Annotated in this window: 25 protein-coding genes and 2 tRNA genes; 23 read left to right on the top strand and 4 right to left on the bottom strand. The window is 68.6% G+C overall.

Annotated features, from left to right (window positions below; translation table 11 throughout):
* Complete coding sequence (locus V2S04_RS12135; RefSeq protein ID WP_413638673.1) at window positions 1–933, bottom strand: 5'-3' exonuclease; 933 nt, start codon at window positions 931–933, stop codon at window positions 1–3.
* Window positions 934–1,120: 187 nt separating this feature from the next.
* Here V2S04_RS12135 and rpsA point away from each other — a divergent pair, with 187 nt between their 5' ends.
* Both rpsA and coaE read left to right on the top strand, forming a co-directional pair.
* Window positions 1,121–2,575 carry a 30S ribosomal protein S1 gene (gene rpsA / locus V2S04_RS12130; RefSeq protein ID WP_413638672.1) on the top strand — a complete coding sequence of 485 codons (1,455 nt, stop codon included), beginning with the start codon at window positions 1,121–1,123 and terminating at the stop codon, window positions 2,573–2,575.
* A gap of 92 nt (window positions 2,576–2,667) precedes the next feature.
* The gene (gene coaE / locus V2S04_RS12125) at window positions 2,668–3,267 is read left to right on the top strand and encodes a dephospho-CoA kinase (protein ID WP_413638670.1); all 600 of its coding nucleotides are present in this window, start codon (window positions 2,668–2,670) and stop codon (window positions 3,265–3,267) included.
* 19 nt (window positions 3,268–3,286) lie between these two features.
* Here coaE and V2S04_RS12120 read toward each other — a convergent pair whose 3' ends face one another.
* A complete protein-coding gene (locus V2S04_RS12120) occupies window positions 3,287–3,901 on the bottom strand; it encodes a DUF4126 domain-containing protein (RefSeq protein WP_413638669.1) in 615 nt (204 codons plus the stop codon).
* A 65-nt stretch (window positions 3,902–3,966) separates the two neighbouring features.
* On the opposite strand from V2S04_RS12120, the gene uvrB reads away from it, so the two are divergent.
* A complete protein-coding gene (gene uvrB, locus V2S04_RS12115) occupies window positions 3,967–6,036 on the top strand; it encodes an excinuclease ABC subunit UvrB (protein WP_413638667.1) in 2,070 nt (689 codons plus the stop codon).
* Window positions 6,037–6,075: 39 nt separating this feature from the next.
* On the opposite strand, the gene V2S04_RS12110 is transcribed toward uvrB, so the two are convergent.
* Window positions 6,076–6,318 (bottom strand): hypothetical protein, encoded by a 243-nt coding sequence (locus V2S04_RS12110; RefSeq protein WP_413638666.1) that lies wholly within the window; start codon window positions 6,316–6,318, stop codon window positions 6,076–6,078.
* A 43-nt stretch (window positions 6,319–6,361) separates the two neighbouring features.
* On the opposite strand from V2S04_RS12110, the gene V2S04_RS12105 reads away from it, so the two are divergent.
* The 11 genes from V2S04_RS12105 (at window position 6,362) to V2S04_RS12055 (ending at window position 18,211) form a co-directional block, all read left to right on the top strand.
* On the top strand, window positions 6,362–6,805 hold the full coding sequence (locus V2S04_RS12105) for a MarR family winged helix-turn-helix transcriptional regulator (protein ID WP_413638665.1): 444 nt from the start codon (window positions 6,362–6,364) through the stop codon (window positions 6,803–6,805).
* Window positions 6,806–6,867: 62 nt separating this feature from the next.
* Window positions 6,868–9,756 carry an excinuclease ABC subunit UvrA gene (gene uvrA / locus V2S04_RS12100; protein ID WP_413638664.1) on the top strand — a complete coding sequence of 963 codons (2,889 nt, stop codon included), beginning with the start codon at window positions 6,868–6,870 and terminating at the stop codon, window positions 9,754–9,756.
* The gene (uvrC, locus tag V2S04_RS12095) at window positions 9,756–11,642 is read left to right on the top strand and encodes an excinuclease ABC subunit UvrC (RefSeq protein ID WP_413638662.1); all 1,887 of its coding nucleotides are present in this window, start codon (window positions 9,756–9,758) and stop codon (window positions 11,640–11,642) included. Before uvrA ends, uvrC begins: the two co-directional genes overlap by 1 nt.
* 25 nt (window positions 11,643–11,667) lie before the next feature.
* A complete protein-coding gene (gene rapZ / locus V2S04_RS12090) occupies window positions 11,668–12,540 on the top strand; it encodes an RNase adapter RapZ (protein WP_340088410.1) in 873 nt (290 codons plus the stop codon).
* 86 nt (window positions 12,541–12,626) lie between these two features.
* Window positions 12,627–13,619, top strand: a complete 993-nt coding sequence (gene whiA, locus V2S04_RS12085) for a DNA-binding protein WhiA (protein ID WP_099195269.1) — start codon at window positions 12,627–12,629, stop codon at window positions 13,617–13,619.
* A 148-nt stretch (window positions 13,620–13,767) separates the two neighbouring features.
* Entirely contained in the window at window positions 13,768–14,394 is a 627-nt protein-coding gene (locus V2S04_RS12080) for a superoxide dismutase (protein WP_099195270.1), read from the top strand.
* Window positions 14,395–14,494: 100 nt separating this feature from the next.
* Window positions 14,495–15,505 (top strand): type I glyceraldehyde-3-phosphate dehydrogenase, encoded by a 1,011-nt coding sequence (gene gap / locus V2S04_RS12075; protein ID WP_413638660.1) that lies wholly within the window; start codon window positions 14,495–14,497, stop codon window positions 15,503–15,505.
* A 3-nt stretch (window positions 15,506–15,508) separates the two neighbouring features.
* Window positions 15,509–16,723 carry a phosphoglycerate kinase gene (locus tag V2S04_RS12070; RefSeq protein ID WP_413638658.1) on the top strand — a complete coding sequence of 405 codons (1,215 nt, stop codon included), beginning with the start codon at window positions 15,509–15,511 and terminating at the stop codon, window positions 16,721–16,723.
* On the top strand, window positions 16,714–17,526 hold the full coding sequence (tpiA, locus tag V2S04_RS12065) for a triose-phosphate isomerase (RefSeq protein ID WP_413638657.1): 813 nt from the start codon (window positions 16,714–16,716) through the stop codon (window positions 17,524–17,526). The genes V2S04_RS12070 and tpiA overlap by 10 nt, the downstream gene beginning before the upstream one ends.
* Before the next feature lie 80 nt (window positions 17,527–17,606).
* Window positions 17,607–17,855 carry a preprotein translocase subunit SecG gene (secG, locus tag V2S04_RS12060; RefSeq protein WP_101186835.1) on the top strand — a complete coding sequence of 83 codons (249 nt, stop codon included), beginning with the start codon at window positions 17,607–17,609 and terminating at the stop codon, window positions 17,853–17,855.
* Window positions 17,855–18,211: an RNA polymerase-binding protein RbpA gene (locus tag V2S04_RS12055; RefSeq protein ID WP_099195274.1), complete on the top strand. Its 357-nt coding sequence runs from the start codon at window positions 17,855–17,857 to the stop codon at window positions 18,209–18,211. Before secG ends, V2S04_RS12055 begins: the two co-directional genes overlap by 1 nt.
* Window positions 18,212–18,336: 125 nt before the next feature.
* Here the strand turns inward: V2S04_RS12055 and V2S04_RS12050 are convergent.
* Window positions 18,337–18,407 (bottom strand) — tRNA-Gly (locus tag V2S04_RS12050).
* Window positions 18,408–18,537: 130 nt separating this feature from the next.
* On the opposite strand from V2S04_RS12050, the gene V2S04_RS12045 reads away from it, so the two are divergent.
* From V2S04_RS12045 to V2S04_RS12005, 9 genes are all read left to right on the top strand, one after another.
* Window positions 18,538–18,614: transfer RNA gene (locus tag V2S04_RS12045), tRNA-Pro, on the top strand.
* Window positions 18,615–18,674: 60 nt separating this feature from the next.
* Window positions 18,675–20,177, top strand: coding sequence for a trigger factor (gene tig, locus V2S04_RS12040; protein ID WP_413638655.1), 1,503 nt, complete (start codon window positions 18,675–18,677; stop codon window positions 20,175–20,177).
* 69 nt (window positions 20,178–20,246) lie between these two features.
* Window positions 20,247–20,750: a tetratricopeptide repeat protein gene (locus V2S04_RS12035; protein ID WP_413638654.1), complete on the top strand. Its 504-nt coding sequence runs from the start codon at window positions 20,247–20,249 to the stop codon at window positions 20,748–20,750.
* 103 nt (window positions 20,751–20,853) lie between these two features.
* On the top strand, window positions 20,854–21,444 hold the full coding sequence (locus tag V2S04_RS12030) for an ATP-dependent Clp protease proteolytic subunit (protein ID WP_099195276.1): 591 nt from the start codon (window positions 20,854–20,856) through the stop codon (window positions 21,442–21,444).
* Between the two features lie 15 nt (window positions 21,445–21,459).
* Window positions 21,460–22,101 (top strand): ATP-dependent Clp protease proteolytic subunit, encoded by a 642-nt coding sequence (locus tag V2S04_RS12025; RefSeq protein WP_363506028.1) that lies wholly within the window; start codon window positions 21,460–21,462, stop codon window positions 22,099–22,101.
* 246 nt (window positions 22,102–22,347) lie between these two features.
* Entirely contained in the window at window positions 22,348–23,283 is a 936-nt protein-coding gene (locus tag V2S04_RS12020; protein ID WP_413638653.1) for a sugar-binding transcriptional regulator, read from the top strand.
* Complete coding sequence (gene deoC / locus V2S04_RS12015; RefSeq protein ID WP_413638652.1) at window positions 23,280–24,281, top strand: deoxyribose-phosphate aldolase; 1,002 nt, start codon at window positions 23,280–23,282, stop codon at window positions 24,279–24,281. Before V2S04_RS12020 ends, deoC begins: the two co-directional genes overlap by 4 nt.
* Window positions 24,282–24,295: 14 nt before the next feature.
* Window positions 24,296–25,738 carry an aldehyde dehydrogenase family protein gene (locus tag V2S04_RS12010; RefSeq protein ID WP_413638651.1) on the top strand — a complete coding sequence of 481 codons (1,443 nt, stop codon included), beginning with the start codon at window positions 24,296–24,298 and terminating at the stop codon, window positions 25,736–25,738.
* Window positions 25,735–26,586 carry an aldehyde dehydrogenase family protein gene (locus V2S04_RS12005; protein WP_413638650.1) on the top strand — a complete coding sequence of 284 codons (852 nt, stop codon included), beginning with the start codon at window positions 25,735–25,737 and terminating at the stop codon, window positions 26,584–26,586. The genes V2S04_RS12010 and V2S04_RS12005 overlap by 4 nt, the downstream gene beginning before the upstream one ends.
* Window positions 26,587–26,710: the final 124 nt, after the last annotated feature.

The following is a 26,710-nucleotide window of genomic DNA, read 5'->3' as shown; positions in this document are numbered from 1 at the left end:
TCAGTCGGATCCGCGCTCGGATGCCAGAGCGCTGAGCGCCCGGCCCATCGCGGTGCCCAGGTTCCACCTCTCGGCGAGGGCGTCGACGGCATCCAGGTCCGCGCCGGTCGGCGCGGTGAGGGCGATGCCCGGCGCGGAGACGTCGAGGTCGGTCGCGACCTGCACGACCGTGGGGGCGACGTCGAGGTAGTCCGACGCCTCCGCGAACCGGGTGGCTGCGGTGGCGGTCAGCTGCCCTGCCGCTGCCGCGGCACGGATGCCGGCGAGATCACCGTGCGCGCGCAGCAGCGTCGCCGCGGTCTTCTCGCCGATGCCCTTCACCCCGGGAAGTCCGTCGGAGGTGTCGCCGCGCAGCGTGGCGAAGTCGGCGTACTGGGAGGGGAGGACGCCGTATCTGGCGACCACGGTCTCGTCGGTGACGATCTCGAGATTGCTCATGCCCCGTGCCGTGTAGATCACCCGCACATCGCGGCTGTCGTCGACCAGCTGGAACAGATCGCGATCCCCCGTGACGATGTCGACGGGAAGGTCGGCTCGCGTGGCCAGGGTGCCGATCACGTCGTCGGCCTCGTGCTCGGCGACGCCGATGATCGGGATGCCGAGTGCGTCCAGCGTCTCGCGGATGAGGGGGATCTGCTGCTGCAGGGCATCCGGGACCTCCTCGACGTCCGGAGCTGCCGCGACCTCCTCCACGACTCGATGCGCTTTGTAGCTCGGGATCAGGTCGACTCGCCACTGCGGGCGCCAGTCGTCGTCCCAGCACGCGATGAGCTGCGTCGGCTGGTAGAGGGTGACGAGCTTGGCGATGATGTCGAGCAGCCCGCGGGTCGCGTTCACCGATGATCCGTCCGGTGCCTTCACCTTGTCGGGAACGCCGAAGAACGCCCGGAAGTAGAGGCTGGCGGTGTCGAGCAGCATCAGTCGATCGGTCACCGCTCCAGCATAGGAGGAGAGGGGGAGCGCGCCCGCGGCGGATCTGATAATCTGAAGCGTCACTCGTGGCAGGTCTGCGCCTGCCCTCGTGGCATCGCACTCAACATCCAACCGCTTCGAGGATCCATCCCGGCGTGCGCGCCGCCCGTCGAAGCCCGATCATCCATTCACAAGGACAACCCACTACATGACTAGCGCAACGACCGCCCCGGCCACCAAGCAGGTCGCGATCAACGACATCGGCTCTGCTGAGGACTTCCTGGCCGCGGTCGAGAAGACCCTGAAGTTCTTCAACGACGGCGACATCATCGAGGGCACGATCGTCAAGATCGACCGCGATGAGGTTCTGCTCGACGTGGGCTACAAGACCGAGGGTGTCATCCCCTCGCGCGAGCTCTCCATCAAGCACGACGTCGACCCCAACGAGGTCGTCGCCGTCGGCGACCAGGTCGAGGCCCTCGTTCTCCAGAAGGAGGACAAGGAAGGCCGTCTGATCCTCTCCAAGAAGCGCGCCCAGTACGAGCGCGCCTGGGGCGACGTCGAGAAGATCAAGGAGAACGACGGCGTCGTCACCGGCACCGTCATCGAGGTCGTCAAGGGCGGCCTCATCGTCGACATCGGCCTGCGCGGCTTCCTGCCCGCCTCGCTCATCGAGCTGCGCCGCGTCCGCGACCTCACCCCGTACCTGGGCCAGGAGCTCGAGGCGAAGATCCTCGAGCTCGACAAGAACCGCAACAACGTGGTGCTCAGCCGCCGCGCCCTGCTCGAGCAGACCCAGTCCGAGTCGCGCACCACGTTCCTGAACAACCTGCACAAGGGTCAGGTCCGCAAGGGTGTCGTCTCGTCGATCGTCAACTTCGGTGCGTTCGTCGACCTGGGCGGCGTGGACGGCCTCGTGCACGTCTCCGAGCTCTCGTGGAAGCACATCGAGCACGCGTCCGAGGTCGTCGAGGTCGGCCAGGAGGTCACCGTCGAGATCCTCGAGGTCGACCTGGACCGCGAGCGCGTGTCGCTGTCGCTGAAGGCGACGCAGGAGGACCCGTGGCAGGTCTTCGCCCGCACCCACGCGATCGGCCAGATCGCACCGGGCAAGGTCACCAAGCTCGTTCCGTTCGGTGCGTTCGTCCGCGTCGCAGACGGCATCGAGGGCCTCGTGCACATCTCGGAGCTCTCCAGCAAGCACGTCGAGCTGGCCGAGCAGGTCGTGTCGGTCGGCGAAGAGGTCTTCGTCAAGGTCATCGACATCGACCTCGAGCGTCGCCGCATCTCGCTGTCGCTGAAGCAGGCCAACGAGTCGGTCGACCCCAACGGCACCGAGTTCGACCCGGCCCTGTACGGCATGCTCGCCGAGTACGACGAGAACGGCGAGTACAAGTACCCGGAGGGCTTCGACGCCGAGACCGGCGCCTGGAAGGAAGGCTTCGACGCTCAGCGCGAGGCATGGGAGCAGGAGTACGCCGCTGCCCAGGCTCGCTGGGAGGCGCACAAGGCTCAGGTCGTCAAGGCCGCCGAGGCCGAGGCCGCCGCGGGCGACGACTTCGGTGCGCAGTCGTTCTCGACCGACACGACCGGTGCCGGCACGCTGGCCGACGACGAGGCTCTCGCCGCTCTGCGCGAGAAGCTCTCGGGCGGCAACAGCTGATCTCGGATCACCACAGGAACGGGCCGTCACCTTCGTGTGGCGGCCCGTTCCGCGTATCCGGCGCCGTGCCTGCCGCATGCCAGGATGGGGGGATGCCGCTCATCGCGCTCACCGGAGGCATCGCCTCGGGCAAGTCGACCATCGCCGCGCGTCTCGCCGAGCACGGGGCGGTGATCGTCGATGCCGATCGGATCGTGCGCGACGTGCAGCAGCCGGGCAGTCCGGTGCTCGACGCGATCGCCTCGGCGTTCGGCGAGGACGTGATCGCCGCGGACGGCTCGCTCGACCGTGCGGCGCTCGGCGCGCGTGTGTTCGGCGATGACACCGCCCTGCAGCGACTGAACGCGATCGTGCATCCGGCCGTGCGAGCCGAGTCGCAGCGGCGGTTCGACGCCGCCCTCGCCGCGGATCCGGCCGCGGTGATCGTGTACGACGTGCCTCTGCTCGTGGAGGCCAGGGTCGACGATCCGTGGGATCTGATCGTCGTCGCCGACGCCCCCGCCGAGCTGCGCGTGCGACGCATGGTGCAGCTGCGGGGGATGACGGAGGAGGACGCGCTCCGCCGCATCGGCGCCCAGGTCTCCGACGACGCGCGTCGCGCGATCGCGGACGTCGTCATCGACACGTCGGGAACTGCTGAGCGCACGCTCGAGCAGGTCGACGCGCTGTGGGAGTCGCTCGCGACCGCGTGATCGCGCGGTCACCGATGCTCTAGCCCCGCTCGCCTCCAGCCGGGTGGTCGACCGCCCGCCGGCGTCGCCGGGCGCGGCGAATCGAGACGACGGCGGCGATGACGAGGCCGACCAACAGCACCACGGCCAGCGCCGGGACGACGATGGCCGCGGCGGCCAGCGCGAACGAGGCGCCGTCCTCGACGGTGCTGAGCACGGGAGCCGCGAGACCGGCGGTGGCCGCGTTGGCGGCGACGCGTCCGGTGGCCTTGACGATGTGCACGATCAGCGCGATCGCGATGCCCGCGACGATGGGCGCCCAGGTGCTCTCCGAGAAGAACGCGGAGGGGTCGTCGACGGCGACCGTCTGCGCGCCTGCGCCCGCGCCGAAGGCGATGCCGCCGGATGCGGGACGCAGGATGCTCTGCACGATGTCGTTGATCGAGTCGAGCGCCGGGATCTTGTCGGCGACGATCTCGAGCACGAGAAGCGCACCGATGACCCACAGCGCGATGTCACTCGAGAGCCACGACCAGCCCGCCGGTAGGTCGACGGCGGAGAACAGCCGGTCGGACAGTCCGAGGAGGAACAGCGGCATCCACGCGTTCAGTCCCGCGCTGGCGGCGAGGCTGGAGCCGATGATGAACTCGATCACGCTCACACTCTAGGCGGCCGCGCTCGGCGGCCCTCGGTGTCGGAGGCGGCTCGTAGGCTGGAGGGATGCAACCCACGCGCAGCGTCCGCCCGTTCGAGGTCGTCAGCGAATACATGCCGGCGGGCGATCAGCCACAGGCCATCGCCGACCTCGCGGCGCGCATCAACGCCGGTGAGACCGATGTCGTGCTGCTCGGCGCGACCGGCACGGGAAAGTCGGCGACGACGGCCTGGCTCATCGAGCAGGTGCAGCGGCCGACCCTCGTCATGGCGCACAACAAGACGCTGGCCGCGCAGCTGGCGAACGAGTTCCGCGAGCTCATGCCGAACAACGCGATCGAGTACTTCGTCTCGTATTACGACTACTACCAGCCCGAGGCGTACGTGCCGCAGACCGACACCTTCATCGAGAAGGACTCCTCGATCAACGCCGAGGTCGAGCGCCTGCGCCACTCGACGACCAACTCGCTGCTCAGCCGCCGTGACGTCGTGGTGGTCTCGACCGTCTCGTGCATCTACGGTCTCGGTGCCCCGGAGGAGTACCTGCGCGCCATGGTGGCGCTGCAGGTGGGGGAGCGCTACGACCGGGATGCGCTGATCCGCCAGTTCATCGCGATGCAGTACAACCGCAATGACGTCGACTTCTCGCGCGGCAACTTCCGGGTGCGCGGCGACACGATCGAGATCATCCCCGTGTACGAGGAGCACGCGATCCGCATCGAGCTTTTCGGAGACGAGATCGAGGCGCTGTACTCGCTGCATCCGCTCACCGGCGAGGTCATCGCGAAGCTGGACTCCGTGCCGATCTTCCCCGCATCGCACTACGTCGCCGGCACCGATGTGGTGCAGCGCGCCATCGGCACGATCGAGCACGAGCTCGAGGAGCGGCTGGCCGAGCTCGAGCGTCAGGGCAAGCTGCTCGAGGCCCAGCGGCTGCGCATGCGCACGACCTTCGACATCGAGATGCTGCAGCAGCTCGGCTTCTGCTCGGGCATCGAGAACTACTCGCGGCACATGGACGGCCGCATGCCGGGCGAGCCGCCGCACACCCTGCTCGACTTCTTCCCCGACGACTTCCTGCTCGTCATCGACGAGTCGCACGTCACCGTGCCGCAGATCGGCGCGATGTACGAGGGCGACGCCTCCCGAAAGCGCACGCTCGTCGAGCACGGCTTCCGTCTGCCCAGCGCGATGGACAACCGTCCGCTGCGCTGGGACGAGTTCAAGAACCGCATCGGCCAGACCGTGTACCTCTCCGCGACGCCCGGCAAGTACGAGATGGGCATCGCCGACGGCGTGGTCGAGCAGATCATCCGTCCCACCGGTCTCGTCGACCCCCAGATCATCGTGAAGCCGTCGAAGGGTCAGATCGACGATCTCCTCGAGGAGATCCGGATCCGCGTCGGCCGCGACGAGCGCGTGCTGGTCACGACTCTCACCAAGAAGATGGCGGAGGAGCTCACCGACTTCCTCGGCGAGCACGGTGTGCGCGTGCGGTACCTGCACTCCGATGTCGACACGCTCCGCCGTGTGGAGCTGCTCAGCGAGCTGCGCGCGGGCGTCTACGACGTGCTCGTCGGCATCAACCTGCTCCGTGAAGGCCTCGACCTTCCCGAGGTGTCGCTGGTCGCGATCCTGGACGCCGACAAGGAGGGCTTCCTGCGCTCGGGTACGTCGCTCATCCAGACCATCGGCCGCGCGGCGCGCAACGTCTCGGGCGAGGTGCACATGTACGCCGACAACATGACCGATTCGATGGCGAAGGCCATCGAGGAGACTGAGCGCCGTCGTGAGAAGCAGATCGCGTTCAACAAGGAGAATGGGATCGACCCGCAGCCGCTGCGCAAGCGGATCGCCGACATCACCGAGGTGCTCGCGCGCGAGGCGGCCGACACGGCCGACATGCGATCGGCGCGGAACAAGAGCGGCAAGGGCAAGTCGCCGACGCCGAACCTGCGCCGCACCGGCATCGCGGCGGAGGGGGCGGCGCAGCTCGAGGAGACGATCGCCGACCTGTCGGATCAGATGCTGGCGGCCGCCAGCGAGCTCAAGTTCGAGCTGGCCGCTCGTCTGCGCGACGAGGTGCAGGACCTGAAGAAGGAGCTGCGGGCGATGGAGCGGGCCGGGCACGCCTGACCCGGCGCCCGGCGACTCGGCCGCAGGGGCGGCGGCAGGTCAGGGGCAGTGCATGAGCGGCTTCGGGCCGCTGCGATCGATGCTGTGCTGGTTCATCGGCGCACCGCACAGGGGACAGGCGCGCTCTGCGCGCTCCGCTGCGCTGGGCGGCAGCGTCGGCTCATAGGGCCCGACGGAGGCGGGGCCGGCGAGGCGGATCAGATTGGTGTTGAACCAGGCGTACAGCCCGCCGGCCTCGCGGATGCGGGTGCGCAGTGGAATGCGGTTGGAGTGGTTCGCCATATCCTTAGTGTACTCAACATCTGTGCACGAATATGATCGAGGGGTGACTTCCGACGACGATCTGCTGCGCCTCGAGAATCAGCTCTGCTTCGCGATGGTGACGGCGGCGCGCAATGTCGTGGCCGTCTACCGTCCCATCCTCGAGCCGCTCGGGCTGACGCACCCGCAGTACCTCGTCATGCTCGCCCTCTGGGAGCGCTCACCGCGCTCGCTCAGCGAACTTGCCGCGGAACTGGCGCTCGAGCCGGCCAGCGCCTCGCCGCTGGTGAAGCGGCTCGAGAAGGACGGTCTGATCGAGCGGGCGCGCAGCGCGGTCGACGAGCGGCGGCTGGACATCACGCTGACCGAGGCGGGGAAGGCGCTGCGAGCCAGGGCCGTCGACGTGCCGCGGGCCGTCATGGCGGCTGTCGGGACGGGCATCGACGAGGTCGCTTCGCTGCGTGATGCCCTCAAGCCGTTCGCCGGCGGATCGACCCCCTCGCGGTGACCGGCCGTTCGCCCTCGGCTGACGCGGAGCCCGGTGTCGGTGGCCACTCCTACACTTGAACGGTGCCCATCGTTCCTGTCGCCTCCCCCGCAAAGCTGAGTGTCCGCGGTGCCCGCGTGCACAACCTGAAGAACGTCGACATCGACATCCCGCGCGACTCGCTGGTCGTCTTCACCGGGCTGTCCGGGTCGGGCAAGTCGAGCCTGGCGTTCGACACGATCTTCGCCGAGGGACAGCGCCGCTACGTCGAATCGCTGAGCGCGTACGCGCGCCAGTTCCTGGGGCAGGTGGATCGGCCCGACGTCGACTTCATCGAAGGGCTGAGCCCCGCCGTCTCGATCGATCAGAAGTCGACCAACCGCAACCCGCGCTCGACGGTCGGCACGATCACCGAGATCCACGACTACATGCGACTCCTGTGGGCGCGCATCGGCATCCCGCACTGCCCCGAGTGCGGTGAGCGCATCCAGCGTCAGACGGTGCAGCAGATCGCCGATCAGCTCGTCGAGCTGCCCGAGCGCACGCGCTACCAGATCGTCGCGCCGGTCGTCACGCAGAAGAAGGGCGAGTTCGTCGACCTCTTCAAAGAGCTCGGTGCCAAGGGCTACTCGCGTGCGATCGTCGACGGCGACCTGGTGCAGCTGGCCGAGCCGCCCACGCTGAAGAAGAGCTACAAGCACGACATCGCCGTCGTGGTCGACCGCCTGGTGGCGTCCGGCGACATCCTCGGCCGCGTCACCGACTCGGTCGAGACCGCGCTGGGGCTCGCCGGCGGCGTGATGCAGGTCAACTTCGTCGACGAGGAGGGCGATGCCGCCTGGCAGTCCTTCTCCGAGAAGCTCGCCTGCCCGAACGGTCACGCGATCACGCTCACCGAGATCGAGCCGCGCACGTTCTCGTTCAACGCGCCGTTCGGCGCATGCCCCGCCTGCGCGGGACTCGGCACGAGGATGTCGGTCGACGTCGAGCTCATGCTCGGTGACGAGGACCTGTCGATCCGCGAGGGTGTCATCCTGCCCTGGACGACCCAGGGCAAGGGGCTCTTCCAGTACTACGAGCGGCTGCTCGAGGGCCTCGCCCGCGATCTCGACTTCTCGCTCGACACCCCGTGGAACCAGCTGCACTCCGATGTGCGCGAGGCGGTGCTGCGCGGCGACAACTACAAGGTCAGCGTCAAGTGGAAGAACCGCTACGGGCGCGAGATGCGCTACACGTCGGGCTTCGAGGGCGTGGTGCCCTACATCGAGCGGCAGTACCTGCAGGCCGAGTCCGACACGCAGCGCAGTCGCTGGGGGGAGTACCTGCGCGAGGTGCCCTGCCCGGTGTGCGACGGCGCGCGCCTCAAGCCCGAGGTGCTCGCGGTCAAGGTGCACGGGCACTCGATCGCCGAGGTGTCGAACCTGAGCCTGGCCGACGCCAGCACGTTCATGCACGAGCTCGAGCTCACCGAGCGCGAGGCGAAGATCGCGGCCCAGGTGCTGCGGGAGATCCGGCTGCGGCTCGAGTTCCTGCTGCAGGTCGGCCTGTCGTACCTGAACCTCGGCCGCTCGGCCGGGTCGCTCTCGGGCGGTGAGGCGCAGCGCATCCGCTTGGCGACCCAGATCGGGTCAGGGCTGACCGGCGTGCTGTATGTGCTCGACGAGCCGTCGATCGGCCTGCATCAGCGCGACAACCGCCGGCTCATCGAGACCCTGGTGCGTCTGCGCGACCTCGGCAACACCCTCATCGTCGTCGAGCACGACGAGGAGACCATCGAGGCGGCCGACTGGGTCGTCGACATCGGACCCGGTGCCGGCGTCGGCGGTGGTGAGGTGGTGCACTCGGGTCCGTACTCGGCCCTGCTGGCGGAGACCGGGTCGATGACCGGCGACTACCTCGCCGGCCGCCGCGAGATCGCCACTCCCGCGAAGCGACGCAGGATCGACAGGAAGCGGATGCTGAGCGTCGTCGGCGCGCGGGCGAACAACCTCAAGAACGTCACCGCCGACTTCCCCCTCGGAGTGCTCACCGCCGTGACGGGCGTCAGCGGCTCGGGCAAGTCCTCGCTGGTGAACGACATCCTCTACCAGGTGCTCGCCAGTCGTCTCAACGGCGCTCGCACCGTGCCCGGCAAGCACACCCGCGTCACCGGTCTCGACAACCTCGACAAAGTGGTGCACGTCGACCAGGCGCCCATCGGCCGCACCCCGCGGTCGAACCCGGCGACCTACACGGGTGTGTTCGACCGCATCCGCACGCTGTTCAGCGAGACGCCCGAGGCGAAGGTGCGCGGCTACCTGCCCGGCCGGTTCAGCTTCAACGTCAAGGGCGGCCGCTGCGACGCCTGCTCGGGTGACGGCACGATCAAGATCGAGATGAACTTCCTGCCCGACGTGTACGTCGACTGCGAGGTGTGCCACGGCAAGCGGTACAACCGCGACACGCTCGCCGTGCACTACAAGGGCAAGAACATCGCCGAGGTGCTCGAGATGCCGATCGCCGAGGCAGCGGAATTCTTCGAGCCGATCCAGGCGATCCACCGCTACATGAAGACGCTGGTCGACGTCGGCCTCGGCTACGTGCGCCTCGGTCAGGCGGCGACCACCCTGTCGGGCGGAGAGGCTCAGCGCGTCAAGCTAGCCACCGAGCTTCAGCGCCGCAGCAACGGTCGCAGCATCTACGTGCTCGACGAGCCGACCACGGGTCTGCACTTCGAAGACGTGCGCAAGCTCCTCGAGGTGCTCAACGGGCTGGTCGACAAGGGCAACACCGTCATCGTCATCGAGCACAACCTCGACGTCATCAAGTCGGCCGACTGGGTGATCGATCTCGGCCCCGAGGGCGGGTCGGGCGGAGGGCGGATCCTCGCCACCGGCACCCCCGAGCAGATCGCCGAGGTCGAGGAGAGCCACACCGGCGCCTTCCTCGCCGAGATCCTCGGTCAGGAGCGCGACTCGCGCAAGGCCGGCTGATGGCCGACGTCCTCCCGTACAAACCGCGACAGGGGGAGATCCCCACGGACCCCGGGGTCTACCGCTTCCGCGATGCCGACGGCAGGGTGCTGTACGTCGGCAAGGCGAAGAACCTGCGTCAGCGGCTGTCGAATTACTTCGCACCGCTGCGTACCCTGCACGAGCGCACCCGGCGGATGGTGACGACCGCGGCATCCGTCGAGTGGACCGTCGTCGCGACCGACGTCGACTCGCTGCAGCTCGAGTACATGTGGATCAAGGAGTTCGATCCGCCGTTCAACGTGCGCTACCGCGACGACAAGTCGTATCCGTTCATGGCGATCACGCTGGGCGACGAGGCTCCCCGGGTCATGGTGACGCGCAACCGCCGCATCCCCGGCGCCCGCTACTTCGGTCCGTATCCCAAGGTCTGGGCGGTGCACGAGACCATCGATCTGATGGTCAAGGCCTTCCCGATCCGCACCTGCAGCGACTCCAGCTACCGGCGAGCGATGCAGACCGGTCGGCCGTGCTTCCCCGGCCAGATCGGCAAGTGCGGCGGGCCGTGCTCGATGACGGTCACCATCGACGAGCACCGGGCGATGGTCGACGACTTCGTCGCCTTCATGGCGGGTGGCGACGAGCGGTTCACCCGCGACCTGACCAAGCGGATGCTCGCGGCCTCGGCGGCGATGGACTACGAGGCCGCCGCGAAGTTCCGCGACAAGCTCACCGCGATCGAGGCGGTGCTCGGCAAGAGCGCGCTGGTGCTCCCCGCCGACGAGGACGCCGACCTGTTCGGCGTCGCCGAGGACGAGCTGTCGGCGGCGGTGCATCACTTCGTGATCCGCGGTGGGCGTGTGCGCGGTGTCCGCTCGCTCGCCGTCGACAAGGAGCTTGACATCAGCGGCGGCGAGCTGGTCGACCAGATCCTGCAGCGCGTGTACGGCGACTCATCCGACATCCCGCGTCGGGTGCTCGTGCCGGCGCTGCCCGACGATGCCGCCGAGCTCGAGCAGTGGCTGCGCGAGCGGCGCGGGCGCCGCGTCGAGATCGCCGTCGCTCAGCGCGGACAGCGGGCCGAGCTGATGCGCACCGCGACGCTCAACGCGCAGCAGGCGCTGCTGCGCCACAAGACCCGCCGCACCAGCGACTACGTCGCCCGCACCCAGGCTCTCACCGACCTGCAGGAGGCGCTGGGCATGGAGGAGGCACCGCTGCGGATAGAGTGCTTCGACATCTCGCACCTCGGCGGCACGAACGTCGTCGCCTCGATGGTGGTCTTCGAGGACGGCCTGCCGCGCAAAGACCAGTACCGCTCGTTCAACATCGCCGAGACCACCGACGACACCGACTCGATGTACCAGGTGCTCATGCGGCGTCTCGCCCGCGTGGACTCCGGCCCCGACTCCGCCGAGGAGGACGGGGGAGAGGAGCGCCGGCGCCCTCGGTTCGCCTACCGCCCCCAGCTGCTCGTGGTCGACGGCGGTCAGCCGCAGGTGCAGGCCGCGGCGCGTGCGCTGCGCGACAGCGGCCACACCGAGATCGCGCTGTGCGGCATAGCCAAGCGTCTCGAGGAGATCTGGGTGCCCGATGACGATTTCCCCGTCATCCTGCCGCGCACGAGCGAGGCGCTGTACCTGGTGCAGAGGCTGCGCGACGAGGCGCACCGCTTCGCCATCACGCATCAGCGCAAACGGCGCCGCCGCGACATCCAGACCGTGCTGCGCGAAATCCCCGGACTCGGAGACGCGCGCATCAAGGCCCTGCTCACCCACTTCGGCTCCGTGACGGCGCTGCGCGGATCGAGCCCCGAGCAGATCAGCGAGGTCGCCGGCATCGGACCGGTGCTGGCGTCGACGATCCACGCCCACCTCGCGGGCGGACAGGCGCCCGTGACTCGCTAGGCTGGTAGAGCGGGAAAGGAGCACGATGGCGGCCGCACAGCAGGGCGAGTTCCTGATCGTCACCGGGATGTCGGGAGCGGGTCGGACGACCGCGGCGAACGCGCTCGAGGACCTCGGATGGTACGTCGTCGACAACCTGCCGCCGCAGATCCTGCGTCCGCTGCTCGAGCTGACCGACATGGGTGCAGGCAATCTGCCCAAGATCGCCGCCGTCGTCGACGTGCGCGGTCGCGGACTGTTCGACGAGCTGCCCGAGGTTTACCGTGCGCTGCGTTCGCGCGGCGGTGTGAAGGTCCTCTACCTCGACGCATCCGACGACGTGCTCGTGCGCCGCTTCGAGTCGGTGCGCCGTCCGCACCCGCTGCAGGGCGACGGCACGCTGCTCGACGGCATCCGCACCGAACGCGCCCGCCTCGCGACCATCCGCGAAGCCGCCGATCTGCTCATCGACACCTCCACCCTGAACATCCACCAGCTCGCGATGCAGGTGTCGGAGATGTTCTCGGAGGAGGGCGCCGCTCGTCACCGACTCACCATCCTGAGCTTCGGGTTCAAGTACGGCCTGCCGACCGACGTCGACCTCGTGGCCGACATGCGGTTCCTGCCGAACCCGTTCTGGAACGAGGATCTCCGCGACCTCACCGGCCGCGACGAGGCGGTCCGCGACTACGTGCTCGGCCTGCCCGGGTCGGCGCAGTTCCTCGACTCCTACGCCGAGGCGCTGCGCCCGGTGCTGGAGGGGTACCAGCGCGAGAACAAGAGCCATTCGACGGTCGCGATCGGCTGCACGGGCGGCAAGCACCGCTCGGTGGCGATGAGCGAGGAGCTCGCCCGCCGGCTGTCGGACGTGCCGGGCGTCGCGATCAACGTGCGTCATCGCGATCTGGGCCGCGAGTGACGCCCGATCGGGTCGGTGCGAAGGCCGCGCGCCTTGTAGGCTAGTCCCTTGCGTCGCGATCCGACGCCTGGATCGTGAGGAGTCCCGTGGCACTAACCACCGACGTCAAGGCCGAGCTCGTCAGCGTGCGCAACGCACCCCCGACGGTGCGCGTCGCTGAGGTGACGACCATCCTGCGCTTCGCAGGCGGTCTGCACTCCATCGCCGGTCGCGTGGCAGTCGAAGCCGAGGTGGATGCCGAACTGCTCGCCCGTCGTGTCAGCCGCGATCTCGCCGAGATCTACGGCGTCCGTCCGGAGATCGCCCAGGTCAAGGCCAGTGTCGCGAACGCCGGCGGTGCCGGCAGCGGAGCACGCTGGGCGGTCCGCGTCATCGCCGCGGGGGAGACCCTCGCACGTCAGACCGGCCTGCTCGACGCGCGCCGCCGGCCGGTGCGCGGCCTGCCCAACCGTCTCACCACCGGCTCCCCGGAGGAGCTCGCGGGCATCTGGCGGGGCGCGTTCCTGGCATCCGGATCCCTCAGCGAACCCGGCCGATCGGCGATGCTCGAGATCTCCTGCCCGTCCGGGGAGGCCGCGATGGCTCTCGTCGGCGCGGCGCACCGTCTCGGCGTCGCGGCGAAGGCGCGCGAGGTGCGCGGTCTGCCCCGCGTGGTCGTGCGCGAGGGCGAGGCCATCCGGGCGATCCTCACCGCGATGGGCGCCCGTCGCACCGCCGTCGCGTGGGAGGAGATGCGCCAGCGCCGCGAGGTGCGTGCCGGTGTGAACCGCCTCGTCAACTTCGACGACGCCAACCTGCGCCGATCGGCGCAGGCCGCCGTGGCCGCGTGTGCCCGGGTCGAGCGGGCGCTCGAGATCCTCGGCGATGACGTGCCCGAGCACCTGCGCATGGCCGGCAGTCTTCGCCTCGCGCACCGCGACGCGAGTCTGGACGAGCTGGGACACCACGCCGACCCGCCGCTCACCAAAGATGCGGTGGCCGGACGCATCCGCCGCCTGCTCGCGATGGCCGACAAGCGTGCGCAGCAGGAGGGCGTCCCGGGCACGGAGGCCGCCGTTCCCGCCGGGCTGGACGAGTAGGGACCCCGCGCCGTCTCGTCAATTCGGAACATCCCGCCGCCTGCAGCGTTGTCGTCAGTAGGATGAAAAGCGTCTGCTCTGCGAGGCACTTCGGCTTCGCGGGGGATCGGCAAGCGCCGCGGCGCGGCGCGGATTGGATGAATTCGACATGGCGACGTACACGCTCCCCGACCTTCCTTACGATTTCGCGGCTCTGGAACCGCACATCAGCGGCAAGATCATGGAACTGCACCATGACAAGCACCACGCCGCATACGTCGCCGGTGCCAATGCGGCACTGGACGGCCTCGCCGAGGCCCGCGAGAGCGGCAACCTCGCCAACGTGAACAAGCTCGAGAAGGACCTCGCGTTCAACCTCGGCGGTCACGTCAACCACTCCATCTTCTGGACGAACCTGTCGCCCGAGGGCGGCGGGCAGCCCGAGGGTGAGCTGAAGGCCGCGATCGACGAGTTCTTCGGCTCGTTCGAGAAGTTCCAGGCGCACTTCGCCGCCGCCGCCGCCGGAATCCAGGGCTCGGGCTGGGCCGTGCTCAGCTGGGACCCGATCGGCGCGCGTCTGATCATCCAGCAGCTGTTCGACCAGCAGTCGAACACCGCTCAGGGCACCGTGCCGCTGTTCCAGCTCGACATGTGGGAGCACGCCTTCTACCTCGACTACCTCAACGTCAAGGCGGACTACATCAAGGCGGCGTGGAACATCGCCAACTGGCAGAACGTCGCGTCACGCTTTGAAATCGCGCGCGAGAAGACCTCCGGTCTGCTGGTACTGTCGTAAAAGACCGGCGTCCTGATGGGCGTCAGGCTCATCAGGACGCCGTTGTCCGTTCATTCCGCAAGAATTACGCAATTCCCCGAGTAAGAACCAGGAGACTTTCGTGTCTGTCAAGATCGGTATCAACGGCTTCGGTCGTATCGGACGTAACTTCCTTCGTGCGGCGCTCGCACAGAACGCTGACATCGAGATCGTCGCGGTCAACGACCTCACCGACAACGCCGCCCTGGCACACCTGCTCAAGTACGACTCCGTGGGCGGTCCTCTGGGCGTCGAGGTCTCCCACGAGGGTGACGTCATCACCGTCGGCGGCAAGGACATCAAGGTGTTCGCGGAGCGCGACCCCGCAGCCCTTCCGTGGGGCGAGCTCGGCGTCGACATCGTCATCGAGTCGACCGGCCGCTTCACCAAGGCGGCCGACGCCTCCAAGCACATCGCCGGCGGCGCGAAGAAGGTCATCATCTCGGCGCCCGGCACCGACGTCGACGGCACGTTCGTCATGGGCGTGAACGAGGACACCTACGACTCGGCCACCATGAACGTCATCTCCAACGCCTCGTGCACCACCAACTGCCTCGCGCCCCTCGCGAAGGTCTTCAACGACAAGTTCGGCATCGAGCGCGGCTTCATGATGACCGCACATGCCTACACCGCCGACCAGAACCTGCAGGACGGCCCGCACAGCGACCTGCGACGCGCCCGCGCCGCCGCCGTCAACATCGTGCCCGCCTCGACCGGGGCCGCGAAGGCCATCGGTCTCGTGCTGCCCGAGCTGAACGGCAAACTCAGCGGCTCGTCGTACCGCGTGCCGGTGCCCACCGGCTCGATCGTCGACCTCACGATCATCGCCGAGCGCGACGACCTGACCGTCGACGAGATCAACGCCGCATACCGCGAGGCCGCAGCGGAGGGCCGTCTGAACGGCATCCTCGAGTACACCGAGGACCCGATCGTCTCCAGCGACATCCAGCTCAACGCGCACTCGTCGATCTTCGACTCGGAGCTGACCAACGTCAGCGGCAACCTCGTCAAGGTCTCGAGCTGGTACGACAACGAGTGGGGCTACTCGAACCGTCTCGTCGACCTCACCGAGTACGTCGCCGAGCGTCTCTGAACCATGGCGCTGCGCACTCTCGAGTCCCTGGGCTCCCTGTCGGGCAAGCGGGTCATCGTCCGCTGCGATCTGAACGTCCCGCTGCGGGACGGTGTCATCACCGATGACGGTCGCGTGCGGGCATCCCTGCCCACCCTCAAGACGCTCTCGGATGCCGGCGCACGCGTGATCGTGTGCTCGCATCTGGGACGCCCCGACGGCGCGCCCGATCCGCAGTACAGCCTCGAGCCGGTCGCGCAGCGACTGTCGGAGTTGCTCGCAGTGCCGGTCGCATTCGCGACGGACACCGTGGGCGACTCCGCACGTGAGATCGTCGCGGGTCTCGAGGACGGCGGCATCGCCGTCCTCGAGAACCTGCGGTTCAACCCCGGGGAGACATCGAAGGACGACAGCGTCCGCGGCGGGTTCGCCGCGCAGCTCGCCGAGCTGGGTGACGCGCTGGTGTCCGACGGATTCGGTGTCGTGCACCGCAAGCAGGCCAGCGTCTACGACCTGGCCCAGGCGCTGCCTTCTGCGGCCGGCCTGCTGATCGCCGCAGAGCTCGACGTGCTCGACCGACTCACCGAGAACCCCGAGCGTCCGTACACGGTCGTGCTCGGCGGCTCGAAGGTCAGCGACAAGCTGGGCGTGATCTCGCACCTGCTGCCCCGCGTCGATCGTCTGCTCATCGGCGGCGGCATGCTCTTCACCTTCCTGGCCGCCGAGGGGCACGCCGTGGCCTCCAGCCTGCTCGAGAAGGATCAGCTCGACACCGTCCGCGGCTACATCGCCGAGGCGAAGGATCGCGGGGTCGAGCTCGTCCTCCCGACCGATGTCGTCGTCGCCTCCGGATTCTCCGCCGACGCCGCTCACGAGGTCGTCCCGGCGGATGCCATCGAGCAGAGCTCGTTCGGCGCATCCGGCATCGGCCTCGACATCGGACCCGACACGGCGAAGGTGTTCGCCGACGCCGTGCGGTCGTCTCGCACCGTGTTCTGGAACGGTCCGATGGGCGTGTTCGAGTTCCCGGCCTTCGCTGCGGGCACCAGGGCCGTCGCGCAGGCGCTCACCGAAGTCGACGGGCTCGGCGTGGTCGGGGGCGGGGACTCCGCCGCCGCGGTGCGCCAGCTCGGATTCTCGGACGACCAGTTCGGACACATCTCGACGGGCGGAGGCGCCAGCCTCGAGTTCCTCGAGGGCAAGAAGCTACCGGGCCTGACGGTCCTCGGATGGGAGTGAACTCCATGACCAGCACGCAGAACCGCCGCACCCCGCTCATCGCGGGCAACTGGAAGATGAACCTCGATCACCTGCAGGCGGTCGCCACGGTGCAGAAGCTGCACTGGACCCTCAAGGACGCCGGGCACGAGGGCGACTCGGTCGAGGTGGCGGTCTTCCCGCCCTTCACCGACATCCGCAGCGTGCAGACGCTCATCGATGCCGACAAGATCCCTTTCGCTCTCGGTGCGCAGGACCTCTCGGCGCACGACTCCGGTGCGTACACGGGGGAGGTGTCGGGTGCGTTCCTGTCGAAGCTCAACGTCGGCTACGTGATCATCGGTCACTCCGAGCGTCGCGAGTACCACGACGAGGATGACGCCCTCGTGAACGCCAAGGTGAAGGCGGCGCTCAAGCACGGCCTGGTCCCGGTGATCTGCGTGGGCGAGACCGCCGAGGACCTCGAGCGGTTCGGCGCCAGCGCGGTGCCCGCCGGCCAGCTCGAGAAGGCTCTCGAGGGGGTGCCCGCGTCGGCCGACATCGTCATCGCCTATGAGCCCGTGTGGGCCATCGGCTCGGGTCAGGCGGCGACACCCGCTCAGGCGCAGGACGTCTGCGCGGCTCTGCGCGGCGTGCTCGCGACGGTGCTCGACGACGACGCGGCCGCGCGCACCAGGGTCCTCTACGGCGGATCGGTGAAGTCCGGGAACATCGCGAGCTTCATGCGCGAGCCCGATGTGGACGGAGCGCTGGTGGGCGGTGCGAGCCTCGTCGTGGACGAATTCGCGGCGATCGTGCGCTTCCAGAAGCACGTCGGCGTGTGAGTCGGGACGGGGCGCCTCGGCGCCTCGTCCTATAATTGACCGCTAGACGGGCATTCCGGCCCCGGCGAAAGGCTTTCCTCGTGCAGGTTCTCGAGTTCGTTCTGCAGGTGCTCACTGGCATCACCAGTGTGCTGCTGACGCTCCTCATCCTTCTTCACAAGGGCCGCGGTGGCGGTCTGTCCGACATGTTCGGCGGCGGCATGTCCGCTGCGGTGGGCTCCTCCGGCCTCGCCGAGCGCAACCTCAACCGATTCACGATCGTGCTCGCCCTGATCTGGTTCATCTCGATCGTCGCGCTCGGTCTCATCACGAAGTTCCAGGTGATCTGATGGCTACTGGCGGAAACGCGATCCGCGGCACGCGCGTGGGCTCCGGCCCGATGGGCGAGCAGGACCACGGCTACCACGCAGACCGCATCGCGGTGTCGTACTGGGACGGCCTCGGCAACGAGACGGTGCGCTACTTCGCGGCGGGGCTCCCCGACGAGGAGATCCCCGAGATCATCGACCACCCGCAGAGCGGCCTTCCGGCCGGTCGCGACCGCGAGAACCCGCCGGCACTCGCCAAGGCCGAGCCCTACAAGACGCACCTCGCCTACGTGAAGGAGCGTCGCACCGACGAAGAGGCCAAGCAGCTGCTGGAGGACGCGCTCACCCAGCTGCGCGAGCGTCGCGGCGGCAACTGACATCCCATTGCGAAGAATCCCCGGGGCCCGCCGCTCCGGGGATTCTTGCTGTTCGCGCCGGGCACAGGTCGTGGCCGGCTGCATGAAGAAGGCCCCCACCTCGCGGTGGGGGCCTTCTTCATCAGAGGGGATGACGGGAATCGAACCCGCGTCATTAGTTTGGAAGACTAAGGCTTTACCATTAAGCTACATCCCCGCAGAACCGGCGGCGTGTCGCCCTCTCGGCTGCCCCGTCGAGCGGAGCACCTCGTAAAGCATAGCGGACGGAGCGACGTGTTCCGTCCGTTAGACTCGTCAGGGCCGTTCCCGTGTGCGCGGGTTCAAGCCGGGGCGTAGCTCAGCTTGGTAGAGCGCCCGCTTTGGGAGCGGGAGGTCGCAGGTTCAAATCCTGTCGCCCCGACCACGGCCCGGAGACTTCACGACCGCGTCGTCAACGCGGAAACCACAAGGAGAACACACCAGCATGGCCAACAGCACCGTCGAGAAGCTGTCCCCGACCCGGGTCAAGCTCACCATCACGGTCACCCCTGAGGACCTCAAGCCCAGCATCGCGCACGCCTACGAGCACATCGCGCAGGACGTTCAGATCCCCGGCTTCCGCAAGGGCAAGGTCCCGGCTCCCATCATCGACCAGCGTGTCGGCCGCGGTGCCGTCATCGAGCACGCCGTGAACGAGGCCCTCGACGGCTTCTTCCGCGAGGCCGCCGCCGAGCACAACGTGCGCATGGTCGGCCGCCCGGCTGCCGACATCACGCAGTGGCCGAACGAGAAGGACTTCTCCGGCGACCTGCTCGTCGACATCGAGGTCGACGTGCGCCCCGAGATCGAGCTGCCCGAGCTGTCGGACATCACGATCACCGTCGACGCCGTCGAGGCCGACGAGGCCGCGATCGACGCGGAGCTCGACAACCTGCGAGCGCGCTTCGGCACCCTGATCCCCGTCGACCGTCCCGCGGCGAAGGGCGACTTCGTCGAGCTCGACCTGATCGCCACGATCGACGGCGCCGAGATCGACCGCGCCGAGGGCGTGTCGTACGAGATCGGCTCGGGCGAGCTGCTCGAGGGCATCGACGAGGCGCTCGACACCCTCACCGCCGGTGAGGAGACCACCTTCAGCTCGGCCCTGGTCGGCGGCGACCACGCCGGCGAGCAGGCCGAGGTCTCGGTCACGCTCAAGGCCGTCAAGGAGCGCGAGCTCCCCGAGGCCGACGACGACTTCGCCCAGATGGCCTCGGAGTTCGACTCCCTCGCCGAGCTGCGCGAGAGCCTCGCCGAGCGCGTCGCGCAGCAGGGTGTCTTCACCCAGGGCGCCGCCGCTCGCGACCAGCTCATCGAGACGCTTCTCGAGCAGGTCGAGATCCCCGTCCCGCCGCAGCTCATCGAGGACGAGGTGCACGCTCACCTCGAGAACGAGAACCGCCTCGAAGACGACGAGCACCGCGCCGAGGTCGCCGAGGCGAGCGAGAAGCAGTTCCGCACGCAGGTGCTGCTCGACACGATCGCCGAGAACGCGAACGTGCAGGTCTCGCAGGAGGAGCTCAGCCAGTACCTGATCCAGTCGGCAGCCCAGTACGGCATGGCTCCGCAGGAGTTCGTCGAGGCGCTGCAGGGCGCCGGCCAGCTGCCCGCGCTCGTCGGCGAGGTCGCCCGCAACAAGGCTCTCGCCGTGACGCTCGCGAAGGTGAACGTCGTCGACAGCAACGGCGCCAAGGTCGACCTGTCGGAGTTCATCGGCGACGCCGAGGACGACGACGCCGCTGAGGGCGACGAGGCTCCGGCCGAGGAGGCTCCCGCCGCCGAGGAGGAGAAGCCGGCCAAGAAGGCTCCGGCGAAGAAGAAGGCTCCCGCCAAGAAGGACGCCGCTGACGACGCAGAGGCTGAGAAGCCCGCTGCCAAGAAGCCGGCTGCGAAGAAGGCTCCGGCCAAGAAGGCCGCCGCGAAGGACGAGGCCGACAAGGCCGAATGATCACTTCGTGATCGAGCGAAGGGCGGATGCTGCGGCATCCGCCCTTCGTCGTATGAGGAGGAGGACGACATGGATCAGGCACCGGACGAGTGGCAGACGCGCATCGATGCCGTGTGGGCGGACGACGCTCTGAGCGACGAGGAGCGCATCGCGCGGATCGACGGTCTGGCTGCGGAGCTCGGCGACGGGCATCCGGTGGCTCTGTTCGAGCGGGCGGGCGCGCGGGACAGCGCGGGGGAGGAGGCGACTGCGGAGCCGCTGTACCGAGCCGCTCTCGACGCAGGCCTCGACCCCGAACGGCGCACGAGGGCGATCATCCAGCTCGCCAGCACCATCCGCAATCTCGGCCGGGTCGACGAGTCCCTGCAGCTGCTCGCCGAGGAGTACGAGCGCACCCGGGGCGCGTCGATGGCCGACGAGGCCGCGGCGTTCTACGCCCTGGCCCTGGTCTCTTCCGGTGACGCGGTGCGCGGCGCATCCATCGCCCTGAATGCGCTCGCTCCGCACCTCACCCGGTACACGCGATCGGTGACGGGGTACGCGGCTGAGCTGCTGGACCCGAGGGACGCCTGAGGTCGCGACCGCGCCACGCTGATATGCCGACGGCGAACACGGCCGGACGCGCGTGTGACCGCCGGTAGATTCGAATCACCGAAACACGGAAACAGGAGCTGACATGGCTGAACCCCTGATGGCGACGAGCGTCTTCGACAGGCTGCTCAAGGACCGCATCATCTGGCTGGGCTCTGAGGTGCGCGATGAGAACGCGAATGAGATCTGCGCGAAGATCCTCCTTCTCGCCGCCGAAGACTCTGAGAAGGACATCTACCTCTACATCAACTCTCCCGGTGGGTCGATCACCGCGGGCATGGCCATCTACGACACCATGCAGTTCGTGCCCAACGACATCGTGACGGTCGGCATCGGCATGGCGGCGTCCATGGGCCAGCTGCTGCTCACGAGCGGCACCAAGGGCAAGCGCTACATCACCCCGAACGCCCGCGTTCTGCTTCACCAGCCCCACGGCGGCTTCGGCGGCACCGCGAGCGACATCCAGACTCAGGCTCAGCTGATCCTGTCGATGAAGCGCCGCCTCGCCGAGATCACGGCCGCACAGACCGGCAAGTCGGTCGAGCAGATCAACGCCGACGGTGACCGCGACCGCTGGTTCACCGCCGAAGAGGCCCTCGAGTACGGCTTCGTCGATCACATCCGCGAGCACGCCAGCGACGTCACCGGTGGCGGCGGCACGGGCGCGGACCAGTAAGGAAGGAAGACACGCATGCACACCCCCACCTTCCGCGCTGCCGGAAACCTGCCCTCCAGCCGCTACGTCCTGCCGCAGTTCGAGGAGCGCACCGCGTACGGCTTCAAGCGCCAGGACCCCTACAACAAGCTGTTCGAAGACCGCGTGATCTTCCTCGGCGTGCAGGTCGACGACGCGTCGGCCGACGACGTGATGGCCCAGCTGCTCGTGCTCGAGAGCCAGGACGCCGAGCGCGACATCACGATGTACATCAACTCGCCCGGTGGCTCGTTCACCGCGATGACGGCGATCTACGACACCATGCAGTACGTCGCGCCGCACATCCAGACGGTCGTGCTCGGTCAGGCGGCCTCCGCGGCGTCGGTGCTGCTCGCTGCCGGTGCGCCAGGCAAGCGCCTCGCGCTGCCGAACGCCCGCGTGCTGATGCACCAGCCCGCGATGGGTGAGGCCGGTCACGGTCAGGCATCCGACATCGAGATCCAGGCGGCTGAGATCCTGCGGATGCGCACCTGGCTTGAGGAGACCATGGCGCGGCACACCGGCAAGCCGGTCGAGCAGATCAACCGCGACATCGACCGCGACAAGATCCTGTCTGCGAACGAAGCGCTCGAGTACGGCATCGTCGACCAGGTGCTGACCTCACGCAAGCGCGGCTGAGCACTCCACCGAAAGGCGGTCCGGCATCGAGCCGGGCCGCCTTTCACGTGCGCGCCTGCCGCCCAGGAGTTCGCCCAGCGCGCAGGAAATCAGCGCATGCGTCCGCGCGGAGCGCACATCTCCGCGCGGCGTGCGGCGACCTCGCGACAACGGATGCGCGGGGACGCGCGCCCCTGTTGCTCATCTGAGCAAACCGCTGCGCGAGTGTCGGTGTCCTTCTAGACTCGAGGTCGGAAGGAGGATGCCGTGGACGACGAACTGCTCATGGTGCGTGTGGCCGAGCTCTCGTACGACGAGAACAAGACGCAGGACGAGATCGGCGCCCTTCTCGGCATCTCCCGCTGGAAGGTCGGGCGACTGCTCGTGCAGGCCAGGGAGCGCGGCATCGTGCGCATAGAGATCGTGCATCCTCGTGCCCGCCGTCTGGGGCTCGAGCGCGAGCTCGTCGAGAGGTTCGGGCTGCGCGATGCCGTGGTCGTTCCCGTGCCCGACGAGCCCGACCTCGTGCTCGAGCGTGTCGCTCGCGCCGCGGCCGACATGCTGACCGCTCTTCGTCCCGTGCCCCGCACTCTCGCGGTGAGCTGGGGACGCACGCTCACCGCCATCGCCGACGCGCTGCCGGAGGGATGGGCGCACGGCGTCACCGTCGTGCAGGCGAACGGCGGCGTCAGCCTGAACCGCCGAGCGGGCGGCGCGGCATCCGTCGCCGCCACCATCGCCCAGCGCGGCGGCGGTCAGGCGATGCTGCTGCCGAGCCCTGCGATCCTCGAGCTCGTCGAGACCAAGACCGCCATCGAGTCCGACCGCACGGTCGCCGCCGTTCTCGAGCACGCTGCGGCCGCCAACACGTTCCTGTTCACCGCCGGGCCGGCCGATGCCGGGTCTGCGCACGTCGAGAACGGCTACCTCACGCCGGACGACATCGCCGAGCTCGTCCGGCGCGGCGCCGTCGGCGATCTGCTCGGCCGCTACATCGACGCCGACGGCAACACGGTCGATCCGCAGCTCGACGCGCGCACCCTCGGCGTCGCTCTCGAGCAGCTGCGCGCCGCACCCCGATCCATCTTCGTCACCGCCGGTGCCGCCAAGCACGACATCGCGCGTACAGTCGTCAGCAACGGCCTGTGCAGCATCGTGGTGACCGACGAATCCACCGCCCGAGAACTCCTGGAGGAGAAGTGACCTCAACAGAACTGGCCCGCCGCAGCGCGGTCGACGTGCTGGGCGGTGACCCGGACGACGCCACCCTGCGCCGCTTCCTGCACGGCCTGCCCGGCGTCGATGCCGTCGGTCTCGAGCAGCGTGCCGCTGCCCTCGGCACCCGGTCGATCAAGACGACGTCGAAGGCGCGGGCGCTCGACAAGATCATCTCGCTGATCGACCTGACCACCCTCGAGGGTGCGGACACGGCCGGCAAGGTGCGCTCGCTGGTCGCCAAGGCGAAGAACCCGGATGCCGCCGACCCGAGCACGCCGCTGGTCGCCGCAGTCTGCGTGTACGGCGACATGGTCGGTCACGCCGTCGAGGCGCTCGGCGCTCTGCACGGCGACCCCGACGAGGGCCGCATCTCGGTCGCAGCCGTCGCGACGGCCTTCCCCTCCGGACGCTCGTCGCTGGAGATCAAGCTCGCGGACACGGCGGATGCCGTCGCTGCCGGCGCCGACGAGATCGACATGGTCATCGACCGCGGCGCGTTCCTCGAGGGACGCTACGGATTCGTCTTCGACCAGATCGCCCAGGTGAAGGAGGCGTGCCGCCGCGAGGACGGCAGCTACGCCTCGCTCAAGGTCATCATGGAGACCGGAGAGCTGAACACCTACGACAACATCAAGCGCGCGTCCTGGCTGTCGATCCTCGCCGGCGGCGACTTCATCAAGACGTCGACCGGCAAGGTGCAGCCCGCGGCCACGCTGCCGACCACGCTGCTGATGCTCGAGACGGTGCGGGACTGGCACCGCGCGACGGGGGAGAAGATCGGCGTCAAGCCCGCCGGTGGCATCCGCTCGTCGAAGGACGCGATCAAGTACCTGGTCACGGTCGCCGAGACTGCCGGCGAGGAGTGGCTGCAGCCGCACCTGTTCCGCTTCGGCGCCTCCAGCCTGCTCAACGACGTGCTGCTGCAGCGTCAGAAGCTCACCTCCGGACACTACTCCGGACCCGACTACGTCACCATCGACTGACAGGAAGAATGAATATGTCATTCCTGGAATACGCTCCCGCCCCGGAGTCCACGGCGATCCTGCGTCTCAAGGACAGCTACGGGCTGTTCATCGACGGTGAGTTCGTCGACGGCAGCGGCGACAACTTCCACACCATCTCGCCCGCCGACGAGAGCCGCATCGCCGAGATCTCCTCGGCCTCGGACGACGACATCGACCGTGCGGTCGGCGCAGCCCGCCGCGCGCACGACAGAGTGTGGTCGAAGATGAGCGGCCGCGACCGCGGCAAGTACCTGTTCCGCATCGCGCGGCTCGTGCAGGAGCGCGCGCGGGAGCTCGCCGTGGCCGAGAGCCTCGACAACGGCAAGCCGATCAAGGAGAGCCGTGATGTCGACGTGCCCTTGGTCGCATCCTGGTTCTTCTACTACGCGGGCTGGGCGGACAAGCTCGACTACGCCGGTCTCGGCGCGAACCCGCGTGCCCTCGGCGTCGCCGCTCAGGTCATCCCGTGGAACTTCCCGCTGCTCATGCTGGCGTGGAAGGTGGCCCCTGCCCTCGCCGCCGGCAACACCGTCGTGCTGAAGCCAGCCGAGACCACGCCGCTCACGGCGCTGATCTTCGCCGAGATCCTGCAGCAGGCCGACCTGCCCGCCGGTGTCGTCAACATCGTCACCGGCGCGGGCGCGACGGGAGCGACACTGGTCAGGCATCCTGATGTCGACAAGGTCGCCTTCACCGGATCCACCGGTGTGGGCCGCGACATCGCCAAGGCGATCGCCGGCACCGACAAGAAGGTGACCCTCGAGCTCGGCGGCAAGGCCGCCAACATCGTCTTCGACGACGCCCCCATCGACCAGGCCGTCGAAGGCATCGTGAACGGGATCTTCTTCAACCAGGGTCACGTGTGCTGCGCTGGCAGCCGCCTGCTCGTGCAGGAGTCGATCCACGACGAGGTCATCGAGCGGCTCAAGCACCGGCTGTCGACGCTGCGTCTGGGCGACCCGCTCGACAAGAACACCGACATCGGGGCGATCAACTCCGCCGCTCAGCTGGCCCGCATCCGCGAGCTCAGCGAGATCGGCGAGGCCGAGGGCGCCGAGCGCTGGACCGCCGACTGCGCGATCCCGGAGAAGGGCTTCTGGTTCGCGCCGACGATCTTCACCGGCGTCGAGGCCTCGCACCGCATCGCGCGGGACGAGGTGTTCGGACCGGTGCTGTCGGTGCTCACCTTCCGCACGCCGGCCGAGGCGATCGCGAAGGCGAACAACACGCCGTACGGGCTGTCGGCGGGCATCTGGAGCGACAAGGGCTCGCGCATCCTCGCCGTCGCCGACCGGCTGCGAGCCGGCGTCGTCTGGGCGAACACCTTCAACCGTTTCGACCCGTCGAGCCCGTTCGGCGGATACAAGGAGTCCGGCTACGGCCGTGAGGGCGGTCGCCACGGCCTGACCGCATACCTGAAGGGAGCCTCGGCATGAGCAAGCGCCTCACCGTTCCGAAGACCTACAAGCTCGCCATCGGCGGCGCCTTCCCGCGCAGCGAGTCCGGCCGCACCTACGAGGTCGTCTCGCCGAAGGGCGCCTTTCTCGCGAACGCCGCGAAGGCGTCGCGGAAGGATGCCAGGGATGCCGTCGTCGCCGCTCGCGCCGCGGTGAAGGGCTGGTCGGGCGCCACCGCGTACAACCGCGGCCAGGTGCTCTACCGCGTCGCCGAGATCCTCGAGGGCCGCCGCGCGCAGTTCATCGACGAGATCGTCGATCAGGAGGGCGCGTCGACCGGTGCCGCGAGCGCGCAGGTGGACGCCGCCATCGACCTGTGGGTCTGGTACGCCGGCTGGTGCGACAAGTACGCGCAGGTCGCGGGCAACGCCAACCCCGTGTCGGGCCCGTACTTCAACATCTCGGTGCCCGAGCCGACCGGGGTCGTCGCGACGATCGCACCGCAGGACTCCGCGCTGCTCGGCCTGGTCTCGGTGATCGCGCCGGCGCTCGTCACCGGCAACACGGTCGTCGTCGTGGCGAGCGAGCGGTTCCCGCTCTCGGCGATCAGCCTGGCCGAGGTGCTCGCGACCAGCGATGTGCCCGGGGGAGTGGTGAACGTGCTCACCGGCTCGCCGGCCGAGATCGCCCCGTGGCTGGCATCCCACGCCGATGTCAACGCGCTCGACCTCAGCGGCGCCGGCGGGCTCGACTGGGTCGACCTCGAGATCGCCGCCGCCGACACGCTCAAGCGCGTGCTGCGCCCGGGGGGCGTGGAGCCGAGCCTCGACCGGATCAGCGCGTTCACCGAGACGAAGACGGTGTGGCACACCAAATCGATGGTGTGAGCGGCTGAACCCTGTGCACGGGCCCGATTCCGCCGACGGCGGAGTCGGGCCCGCGTCATCCGCCCCGTCAATGCGGCCCGGTGTCGGGGGCAGACGTTACGCTCGAAGGACGATCTCTCATTCC

Source organism: Microbacterium sp. OR21, assembly GCF_047306785.1.
Classification (GTDB): Bacteria; Actinomycetota; Actinomycetes; order Actinomycetales; family Microbacteriaceae; genus Microbacterium; species Microbacterium esteraromaticum_E.
This window is presented reverse-complemented; position numbering and strand designations above follow the sequence as displayed.

Coding starts and splice junctions, on each gene's coding strand:
- V2S04_RS12080 (WP_099195270.1), top strand. CDS start 13,768: ATGGCGACGTACACGCTCCCCGACCTTCCTTACGATTTCGCGGCTCTG.
- tpiA (WP_413638657.1), top strand. CDS start 16,714: ATGGGAGTGAACTCCATGACCAGCACGCAGAACCGCCGCACCCCGCTC.
- V2S04_RS12030 (WP_099195276.1), top strand. CDS start 20,854: ATGGCTGAACCCCTGATGGCGACGAGCGTCTTCGACAGGCTGCTCAAG.
- uvrC (WP_413638662.1), top strand. CDS start 9,756: ATGGCCGACGTCCTCCCGTACAAACCGCGACAGGGGGAGATCCCCACG.
- V2S04_RS12110 (WP_413638666.1), bottom strand. CDS start 6,318: ATGGCGAACCACTCCAACCGCATTCCACTGCGCACCCGCATCCGCGAG.
- V2S04_RS12070 (WP_413638658.1), top strand. CDS start 15,509: ATGGCGCTGCGCACTCTCGAGTCCCTGGGCTCCCTGTCGGGCAAGCGG.
- V2S04_RS12025 (WP_363506028.1), top strand. CDS start 21,460: ATGCACACCCCCACCTTCCGCGCTGCCGGAAACCTGCCCTCCAGCCGC.
- coaE (WP_413638670.1), top strand. CDS start 2,668: ATGCCGCTCATCGCGCTCACCGGAGGCATCGCCTCGGGCAAGTCGACC.
- V2S04_RS12010 (WP_413638651.1), top strand. CDS start 24,296: ATGTCATTCCTGGAATACGCTCCCGCCCCGGAGTCCACGGCGATCCTG.
- V2S04_RS12055 (WP_099195274.1), top strand. CDS start 17,855: ATGGCTACTGGCGGAAACGCGATCCGCGGCACGCGCGTGGGCTCCGGC.
- uvrB (WP_413638667.1), top strand. CDS start 3,967: ATGCAACCCACGCGCAGCGTCCGCCCGTTCGAGGTCGTCAGCGAATAC.
- rapZ (WP_340088410.1), top strand. CDS start 11,668: ATGGCGGCCGCACAGCAGGGCGAGTTCCTGATCGTCACCGGGATGTCG.
- V2S04_RS12035 (WP_413638654.1), top strand. CDS start 20,247: ATGGATCAGGCACCGGACGAGTGGCAGACGCGCATCGATGCCGTGTGG.
- rpsA (WP_413638672.1), top strand. CDS start 1,121: ATGACTAGCGCAACGACCGCCCCGGCCACCAAGCAGGTCGCGATCAAC.
- V2S04_RS12005 (WP_413638650.1), top strand. CDS start 25,735: ATGAGCAAGCGCCTCACCGTTCCGAAGACCTACAAGCTCGCCATCGGC.
- tig (WP_413638655.1), top strand. CDS start 18,675: ATGGCCAACAGCACCGTCGAGAAGCTGTCCCCGACCCGGGTCAAGCTC.